At 50.6% G+C, this 2984-nt stretch carries 2 protein-coding genes; one reads left to right on the top strand and one right to left on the bottom strand.

The window, feature by feature from the left end:
- Positions 1-197: 197 nt before the first annotated feature.
- Positions 198-1412, bottom strand: coding sequence for a mandelate racemase/muconate lactonizing enzyme family protein (locus J4G02_13370; protein ID MCE2395566.1), 1215 nt, complete (start codon positions 1410-1412; stop codon positions 198-200).
- A gap of 328 nt (positions 1413-1740) precedes the next feature.
- On the opposite strand from J4G02_13370, the gene J4G02_13365 reads away from it, so the two are divergent.
- The coding region (locus J4G02_13365; GenBank protein ID MCE2395565.1) for a phenylacetate--CoA ligase at positions 1741-2984 on the top strand (1244 nt) is incomplete at its 3' end.

The raw sequence follows: 2984 nt of genomic DNA, 5'->3' as shown, positions 1-2984 counted from the left end.
CCTACGGAGTCAGAACGGTTTGAAGTTGTAGGTCAGTTAGAAAAGTAACCGTTAAATGAGGAAACGGTAGGTAGATTTTAACGATATCTATGCCTGTCCACAAAGAAATTGTAGGTATGGATAATGGTTCTGGAGGTCGAGGTGAGAACCGACCGCTGCCTCCAGAACCCTCCTTACTGGCACAGGAATCCTTGGAACTACTCGACAAACGAACCCTCCTGCTGCACTCTGTCATAGATTCGGGCAAACTCCTCGGAGCCATCGTCGTCCCAAAGTTCCTGCCTGAGACCCCGGATAGTACCTTCCTCTCGCCCTGTGAGTCGGCTTACCGAAGCGAAAGACGGGGTATAAATCTTATGACCGCCGGGCATGTGCAGCACGCCGACATGCTTAGGGATCTCCGTCGGCTGGTTCGCTGCTACCCGCGCTAGAGCGTCTTCGTCCACCTCAATCCCCAGTCCGGGACCTTCTGGGACGGGCGAGAATCCTTCGATTATTGGAATTCGTTCTGTGGTGACGTCTTCCTCATACTGGTCGTCGAGATTTACTGAGTGACCTGTCATCGTGGGCAGAACAGCGCCCATGTGCAGTGCTAACGCCTTGGTAAGCGTGCCACCGGTCAACTGTATAATCACTTGAAGGTTTGCCTTCCCACACGCAAAACCCCGAATTAGGCTATCACCGATACCACTCTCGCCAACCATATAGGCATCTGCAAGTCCGTGGATAATTTCCTGTCCGCCGCCGAGTTGTGGCACGTGCATGACAATTGGGAGACGGCTCTGTTCCCGTAACCGCCGCCAACCGTCTATATCGTTTCGAACGATTGGATCCTCAATGAAACCGACGACGGGGTGGTTCTCCAATTCTCGCACGATAGGCAGCACTGCTGCCAAGCTGCGATTGCTGTTGAAGTCGTAGTGAATCTTAAATCCTTCCGGCGCTACCTCTTCTGCTAACCGTGTTTGCTCCATCACGTCATAATATTCACACGTGTGCATCTTAAAGGTCATATACCCTTGGTCTACTGCTCGCTGGATTTCGTCACGGAACACTTCTGGTGCTGCGGGTCTCGTCCATGCGGCGACAGAAATTGCGCCTCGCACTTTCTGTCCCATCAGCTTGTAGGCAGGGACCTCTAAGTGTTTGCCCATCACATCGTAGAGGGCACCGCACAACCCTATGTTCAAATTGTTGTTGATGAAATCGAAGGGGTTGCAGCCGATGAGCGATTCGACGCTTGACTGATCAGGTGCTGAACAGCGATAGTCGCCATAGCCGACCAATCCATTGTCTGTGTGGACTTTGAAAATCGTGCGGTGGTTAATAGCCGAAAATCGGGCTTTGTAATCTGTATTGCGTGCGGCGATACGTGGATAAATCGGGATAATCTCAATGTCTGTGATTTTCATATTCTCAACTCCTAATCATATGGAACATATCGGTGCGCAATGTTGCGTCCGAGTTGGATAAATCTTTTAACCCCTTTCACATCTGCAGGGGCTTGTCCGATACTGATGAACCTTCATCAGCTTTTAACTCTGGTAATTCTGTGACAATTATTGCATTCAAGAGTGGTAAAGTCAAGTGCCTTTTCGCTTGAGAGTTTCCTGTTGCTTTGCTATAATCAAAGGCTCAGAATCACAACCCAATCCTTTACAGTTGAGATTATAGATTTTAACTTGAAAAGTCCGTAAATCCTTGCAACAATTCGACGAGAGACATGTCATGGAGAGGCAGATGAGACGCGATATGTCGATTTTTTACGACCATAAAATTGAGACTATGTCGAGAAGCGACTTAAATGCGCAACAACTTACCAAGTTTAAATGGCAGGTCGATCGATGTTATCACCGGAGTGACTTTTACCGAGAACGCTTTGATGCAGCGGGTGTATCGCCAGCGGACGTCAAAACCCTAGATGATATCCGCAAGTTCCCGTTCGTTCACAAGGAGGAGTTACGTGAGGAGCAGGCGCAACACCCGTTTTTGGGGAGATTTACCGTTGCACCGGAGGCAGAGTTCCGGGAGGTACATCCAAGCACCGGAACCACAGGCACACCTGTTAACACAATTTGGAGCGCAACAGATGTGCAATACATCACGGAGGTGACAGCTAGAACACTCTGGAGTATCGGTGTCCGGCCGGGAGATGTTTTGCAAAATGCTTTTGCGTATGGACTTTGGGTGGCGGGGTTGGCTGTGCACTATGCCGGATCAAAAATTGGCTGCCTCGTGATTCCAATCGGCGCGGCGTTGACCGAAAGACAGATTGATTACATGGTGCGTCTCAAGAGCACCGTTCTCGTTGCTACTCCTTCTTATGCCATCTATCTCGCCGAACAACTGAGAGCACATAATTATAGCATCTCGGATATCAATCTCCGGATTGGCTGCTTTGGTGGGGAGCCGGGCACGGAGGTGCCAGCGACACGCCGAACCATTGAGAGAGGGCTCGGCATTGACGCCTACGACTACTATGGACTCGCCGAAATTGGTCCTACTTTTGCGAGTGAATGCGCCCATAAAACGGGGTTACATTGGAGTGAGGACCTTCATTTGATTGAAGTGATCGATCCTGAGACGAAACAACCTGTCGCGGAGGGTGAGGTAGGGGTTCTCGTCATCACACACCTTGAGCGGCGTGCCACGCCGATGATCCGGTACTGGACAAATGATCTCGTGCGGCTTGACCGATCCCCGTGTCCGTGTGGACGCACTCATGCTCGGTCTCCTGAAGGCATCTTGGGCAGAGCGGACGATATGATTGTTTTCATGGGTGTCAACTTTTATCCGATGCAGGTGGAGCAGGTGGTGCGTTCCTTTGAAGAACTGAGTCCTGAATACCGTATTCGGTTGATGCATGACAGCTCAACGCATCGGGATATCTGTACTATTTCGGCTGAGTTGGAACAGAAGGGAATGCCTCAGGAACAGGTGTCAACCCTTCAGACGAAGACCGCAAACGCGCTCCGGGAGGCGTT

The sequence above is a fragment of the Candidatus Poribacteria bacterium genome, assembly GCA_021295755.1.
GTDB lineage: Bacteria > Poribacteria > WGA-4E > WGA-4E > PCPOR2b > PCPOR2b.
Note: the sequence above shows the minus strand (reverse complement) of the source record. Positions and strands in the feature narration are given on the sequence as shown.